Here is a 6,203-nt window from a genome sequence, read left to right on the forward strand (position 1 = left end):
GTGCAATTATCGCAGCACGTACAGTTGTTACAAAGGATGTAGAGCCTTATGCTATTGTAGGCGGTAATCCATGTGTATTTATAAAGTCACGTTTTTCAGAAGATGAGATAAAACAATTACTTATAATGAAGTGGTGGAATTGGAAAGAAGATAAAATAAAAGAGAATATGCCTCTTATTTGTAGCACATCGATAAAAGGTTTATGGGAATATTGGTGCGAAAAAAAGAATAAGAGGGAAAATTGATGTCATATTTTATTTATATTCTTGAGTGTAATGATGGAAGTTTATATACAGGAATTACTAAAGATATTTCTAAGCGTTTGGATGAACATAATACAAAAGATAAAGGTGCCAAATACACAAAAGCACGACGTCCTGTAAAACTTATTTATAAAGAATCATCAGATAATAGAAGTACAGCCTCAAAACGTGAATATGAAATAAAAAAACTATCAAGACTAAAGAAATTGGAATTAGTAGAAAATTGTAAGTTAAAAGATTAAAAACCTTTTAGGCTTTTAATCTTCAGATTTATTTAGCTTTTAACTCACCAGATAATTCATACTTATTTAAGTACCCTCTAGGAGTAAGTACAAGGTTGTTTTTAGTAAGTTTTGCATTTGAGTTACAAATGATGATTAGTGTTGACATAGTAACTTCTGGGTGTTCTATATCTTGGTCTATTAAATCTTGAGCAGTTGTGATTGTGATTTTTTCTTTTCCTTCACGTCCAACGTTTGAAGCGATGATTGCGATTCTATTTTCATATCCATCTTTTAGTGCTGCCATAAAGTTTTGGTAAGGTTGGATTCTTTTTTTAGATTTTGGGTTATAAATACCTGTTACAAAATCACAATCAAGTGCTGCTTTTACTCTTTTATCAATTAGGTTAATATCTGTAAGTCTATCTGATAATGAAATAATTGAAAAATCCTGAGATACAGGCGCTCCTGCTTTACTTGCTGCTGCTAAAAATGAAGTAACCCCAGGAAGTGAAACAACTTCGATTTCATCCCATAAATCTCGCTCTTCCATAAGTTCAGTTACAAGAGTAGCCATTCCATATACGTTTACATCTCCATTTGAAAGGATACACGTAGTTTTGCCATCTTTTGCAAAATCAATAGCTTGTCCACATCTTGCAATTTCATGTGTCATTCCTGATGTGAATAATTCTTTTCCCTCTATTAAACTTCCCAATTCTCTTGCGTATTTACTATAAGATACTACTACTTCACACTCTTTGATTGCTCTTAATGCAGCAGGTGAGATATAGTCTAATCCACCTGCACCTGTTGATACGATATATAATTTTTTTGCCATTTTTATTTTCCTAATTTCTTTTTATACTGCTGCTGCAATAGTGATTTTTTTTTCATATACATTTTTTGGAATGATTAATTCATTGTATTTTGATACTAAGATACAAGAGGGTTCACTAACACCTTTTAGTCCAAAAAACTTAGTTGCTTGAGATGGACTAAACTCACCTTGAAGAGAATTTATTTCATTTTCATTATAAAATTTTATATCAAAGTTATATTTCTTTGCAAACTCTAATAATCCAAGTTCATCTGCTTTTGCTTGAAATGATGCAATATTTTCTATTTGTTCAATTTTTAGATTATGCTCTTTTAAAAACCATAAAAATCCTGCTTCAATATCTTCAACAGATGTATCTCTATTACATCCAATACCTAAGTATACTTTTGGTTTAAAAGTAAGAAGAGGGCTATCATAAGGAGTAATATTTACACATAATTCACTTGTTTGTTTATCTACTCTTTTTAAGTTGTTTTTATTTGGAATAGTTTCAAAGATTGCTTCACAAGTTAAAACTTCAACTTCTTTTTTATTTAAAAGAGAATTTGATATTAGGGCTAACTCTTTTAGATTATGTATTTCTAAATCATTTTTTTTAGCAAACATTTCAAAAGCAAGAGTATTTGTTTGATCAGTTGCTGTTGATACAAAGTTTATACAACCATCAATTCGTGAAGCTATAATATCGCTTAGCTCATTTGCACCACCTAAGTGTCCACTTAAAAGAGGGACTATCTTATCAAGTTTTAAATTGATTACTATAACTGCTGGGTCTGTTGCTTTATCTTTTAAAAATGGTGCAATTTTTCGAACCACCGCACCCATTGCTAAAATACAAATAATCGCATCATAACCTTCCCATGCGGGTTGCATGATTTCATCTATTTTTGTGTATAAGTTTAAACTCTCTAAATTATGTTCCAAATCTTTTTTACCAAATACATCTACATGATAATCATAAAGATAAGGAATAAGATTACAAGCTGCTGTTAAACTTGGTTGATTTATTGTAACAACTGCAATTTTTAGTTTAGGCATTTTCTTCTTCCTTTTTTTTCTTTCGTGCTTCTTTTAATTCTTTTACTAATGGTTTTACATAAAGGTGTGATTCTTGCGTTTCTTTTTGATTTAAGTAATCACCAAATAAAATAAGTGCTACACCTTTAATATGTTTTACTTGCTCTTGTATATCACTTATAGTACCTTTATATATTTTCTCTTCTTTCCAAGTTGCTTTTTCAATTACCCAACAAGGCGTGTCTGCATCGTAATTCATCTGTAATGCTGTTTTCTTTAGTTTCTCTAATAAAAGAATTGATAAATAAAAAGCTAAAGAAGAATTTTTACAAGCTAAGATATTCTCTAATTTTTCAGGATTTGGAGTTTTACCTTCTACTCTTGATAAAATAACTGTTTGAGAAACCCCAGGTATTGTATATTCAATTCCTAAACTTGCTGCTGCTCCAAAAGCTGCTGTGATTCCTGGAATAACAGAGTATTCAATATTTTGTTCTTTTAAGTATTCAATTTGTTTTGCAATAGTTGAATAAATTGATGGGTCACCAGTATGCACACGTGCTACTATTTTATTTTGATGTTTTTGTAAAAAATCAAAAATCTCAGGATATTTCATACCTTGAGAGTCTTCAATAATTGCATCATTTTTACACCATGATAAAACTTCTTTTGGTACTAATGAACCAGTAAATAAAACAGCATCTGCAATTTGTAATATCTTTTGAGCTTTTACTGTAACTAAATCAGGATCACCAGGACCTGCACCTATAAAATAAATCATTATTTTTCCTCTTTTTTATATATTTTTATTTGAAATAATTGACGTTCAGGTTCTACTAAATCTAACACACCTTTGTACGTAGTAAGAGAAATAGAGTGAGTGTCATATTCTATTTTTGCTTTATTTAAAACTTCAATCATTTGACTTAAGTGTTTAAGTGTAATAGCGTTAATCAACATTATTCCATTTACATCTAATCTTTCATATAGATATGGTAAAGTATCAATAACCATCTTACCACCGCCACCTACGAAGATTCTTTGAGGATTTTGCTCTAAAGTAGGATATATCTCTTCTGCTTGGCCAATATAAAGTTTGCAATCACACACATGATGATTTTTTAGGTTTTCTTTTATAAATTCAACCCTTGTTTCGTTCTTTTCAAAGAATATTGTTTTTACTTTGTATCTTTTATATGCTTCTATACCACAAGAACCACTTCCTGCTCCTATATCCCATAAAATATTATTTTCTTCTAAATCTAAGTTTTGTAAGCTTAAGTGTCTTTTGTATTTTTTTGTAATCATTCCACGTTCAGTCTCAAACTCTAAATCATCACATAGATTTTTTTTATGTTCATAATTTCTTTTTATTAGCAGTACAAAAGGCTCTTTTAAATCAAATCTATTTTCATCAAAATTAAAAAGATTTACCTCTTCAATTATTTCATCTTCAAATCCAAGCTTATAAGCAATAGTTGTTGTAATAAACTCTTCTTCAAAAAATTGCATAGCTTCTTGAAGTCTATTTATCGAATATTTATCACATAGAACAAAAGTGTATTTTTTATTCATAAATTCACATAAATCTATATTTTTTCTTCCATGAATTGATATAACACTTACATCATTTTCTGATATAAATATTTTTTCTAAAAGATAAGTTTTTGATGAAATATTATTTACAATTTTCACTTCTTCTTTTGGTAATTTATTTGCTATTAAAGTTCCTGCTGAAAAAAACAGAGGTGAACCAGTAACTACATATAAAATATTCTCTTTTTTATAGTTTTGTAGAATATATTCTTTTGCATCTTTAAACTTTAGTTTTAAAATTGTTCTACCATTTTCTATAAAGTTTGGGTCACAAATGATTTTGTCATAATTACAAAAGTTTAATTCTAAGTTTGTAAAATCATAAGCACCCATACCATTTCCAGCTATTGTTACCATCCTGCTACCTCACTTTGTTCTAATATTAAAGCTTCCACATTTGATTTTGGAAACCATTGTTTTATTTGTTCATTTGCTTTTTTTGCAATCATTGTATAAAGCTCATCTACAAGCCCAAGTGTTTCTAGTTCTTGTGAAATACCTTTTACAGTTTTTGTAGATTCTATATCTACTTCATATCCAAGTTCATTTTTAATATCCTCTTTTAGTTGTACAAAATCAATTGTTCCAAATCTATTATGAGTGTTTTTAAAGCCTTGATAAACTTTTGTCATTTTTCCAATACCACAAACAAAAATCACTTTTGGAATATCTAAATTTGTAGATATTTCAATCGAATCATAAACAAAATTTGCAACTTCAACTATTTGACCTTCATCATATTTTTCTTTGGAAACTCTAAATGCAGAATTTCCAAGTGTAAATATTAAAGGCACAAAATCATTTTGCTTAGCAAACTCTATCTCTGTTTTTACAGAATCAATATATGCAGTACTAGAAACTGGTTTTACAATTCCTGATGTTCCAAGAATTGAAATACCTCCAATTACTCCAACCTTAGCATTTGCAGTTTGTTTGGCTATTTCTTCACCATTTGTAACGCTAAGAGTACAATGAAGTACTAAGTTATGGTACTGTTCAGACTCTTTAATAAATATTTTTTGAATATTTTCTAAGGGTACTGGATTTATAGCTGGATAATTTGGAGCTATTTTAAGGCCTTTTTTTGTTACCACTCCTACACCAATTCCTGCATAAATATATAATTTATTTGTACCAATAATTAACTCTTGTGCATTGTGTTTAACAGTACTTATCATAAGTTCATTTTTTTTATCACTTACACTTACAACAATTTCACAACCTTTTGTTACATCTAAATCATCATTATCAATTTTATTTATTTTTGTAATGCTTATTTCTTTTGTAATTAAAAATGCCTCTAAAGCTTTTGCAAATGCAAGTGTTGCATGAACACCAGTTGTTAGTCCCTTTCTTAGGACTTTCTTTTCTTCTGCCATTATTTATACGTTGATTCTTGGCTTATTGGAACTTGTTTAAAATCTAAGTCATCAATATTTTTATTCTGTGCTAAAGCATGAAATAACTCAATCCATTGTTCTTTTGAATACTTATGAATATTTCTAAGCCATAAGTTATTATTTGCTTCAAATCCATTTGCTCTTGTATTTTCATATATATTTGCAACTGATCTAAATCTACAAGCACCAAAACATCCAGTTCTTGAGATTTTTATTCTTGTTTCACCTTTTGCAAGATTTATTTCTTTTAAAATATCTCTTAAGTTTGCTGCAACTTCATCATTTTTATGAGCCCCACCACATCTTTCATCATTACAAATAAAAATATGTGTTTTAAAGTGCATAATTGGTTTATTAGGTACAAGTTTTTTAGGCTTACAAGTAAAACCATCTACAACTTCTGAACCCATAAGATTAATATTTTTATTTGTAGTAAAATCTTGTAGTTTATTTTCCATTGTACTTATATACTCCATCATAATCTTTGATTAATTTGAAAATAGCATGAAGTGTTGCAACTGTCATAGTTGAAGAGCCAAATCTTCCTTGCATGATAATTCCAGCAACATCAAAGTGATCACAAAATCTTCTACCATAATCTTTTGATTCAACTACATTTACAAATCCAACAGGAAATAGTAAAAATGCTACATTTTTTAAATCAACTTTTTGTTCAATTAAAGTATTAATAGCTGCATATATAAAAGTAGGGGCATTTCCACAAGCTAAAATCATTGGTTCATCTTTATGTCTTTTTATAGCCTCTACAACTGCTGCATAAGATCTTGTTGTTTTATTTTTTTCAGCCATTTCATAAGTGAATTTTTCTTTTATATAACATACAACTTCAGTTTCATATTTTTCT

8 protein-coding genes and 1 pseudogene are annotated in these 6,203 nt (G+C 29.0%); 2 read left to right on the forward strand and 7 right to left on the reverse strand.

From position 1 onward, the window contains the following. Window positions 1-245, forward strand: a pseudogene (locus ACERKK_RS10215) (type B chloramphenicol O-acetyltransferase); the annotation flags it as partial. Continuing rightward, a complete protein-coding gene (locus tag ACERKK_RS10220; protein WP_373772981.1) occupies window positions 245-505 on the forward strand; it encodes a GIY-YIG nuclease family protein in 261 nt (86 codons plus the stop codon). The pseudogene ACERKK_RS10215 and the gene ACERKK_RS10220, both read left to right, overlap by 1 nt. Before the next feature lie 28 nt (window positions 506-533). Here ACERKK_RS10220 and ACERKK_RS10225 read toward each other — a convergent pair whose 3' ends face one another. From ACERKK_RS10225 to ACERKK_RS10255, 7 genes are all read right to left on the reverse strand, one after another. Further along, window positions 534-1,325, reverse strand: coding sequence for a precorrin-3B C(17)-methyltransferase (locus ACERKK_RS10225; protein WP_373772982.1), 792 nt, complete (start codon window positions 1,323-1,325; stop codon window positions 534-536). A gap of 21 nt (window positions 1,326-1,346) precedes the next feature. Then, entirely contained in the window at window positions 1,347-2,363 is a 1,017-nt protein-coding gene (locus ACERKK_RS10230; protein WP_373772983.1) for a cobalt-precorrin 5A hydrolase, read from the reverse strand. Continuing rightward, window positions 2,356-3,123 carry a cobalt-precorrin-4/precorrin-4 C(11)-methyltransferase gene (locus ACERKK_RS10235; protein WP_373772984.1) on the reverse strand — a complete coding sequence of 256 codons (768 nt, stop codon included), beginning with the start codon at window positions 3,121-3,123 and terminating at the stop codon, window positions 2,356-2,358. The genes ACERKK_RS10230 and ACERKK_RS10235 overlap by 8 nt, the downstream gene beginning before the upstream one ends. After that, window positions 3,123-4,295: a precorrin-6Y C5,15-methyltransferase (decarboxylating) subunit CbiT gene (cbiT, locus tag ACERKK_RS10240; RefSeq protein ID WP_373772985.1), complete on the reverse strand. Its 1,173-nt coding sequence runs from the start codon at window positions 4,293-4,295 to the stop codon at window positions 3,123-3,125. The genes ACERKK_RS10235 and cbiT overlap by 1 nt, the downstream gene beginning before the upstream one ends. Continuing rightward, a complete protein-coding gene (gene cbiD, locus ACERKK_RS10245) occupies window positions 4,289-5,317 on the reverse strand; it encodes a cobalt-precorrin-5B (C(1))-methyltransferase CbiD (protein ID WP_373772986.1) in 1,029 nt (342 codons plus the stop codon). The genes cbiT and cbiD overlap by 7 nt, the downstream gene beginning before the upstream one ends. Further along, on the reverse strand, window positions 5,317-5,796 hold the full coding sequence (locus ACERKK_RS10250; protein ID WP_373772987.1) for a hypothetical protein: 480 nt from the start codon (window positions 5,794-5,796) through the stop codon (window positions 5,317-5,319). Before ACERKK_RS10250 ends, cbiD begins: the two co-directional genes overlap by 1 nt. Further along, on the reverse strand, window positions 5,786-6,203 hold a 418-nt coding region (locus tag ACERKK_RS10255; protein ID WP_373772988.1), incomplete at its 5' end, for a precorrin-8X methylmutase. The genes ACERKK_RS10250 and ACERKK_RS10255, both read right to left, overlap by 11 nt.

Origin of the sequence: Poseidonibacter sp., from assembly GCF_041821165.1 — a bacterium.
In the GTDB taxonomy this organism is placed as follows: domain Bacteria; phylum Campylobacterota; class Campylobacteria; order Campylobacterales; family Arcobacteraceae; genus Poseidonibacter.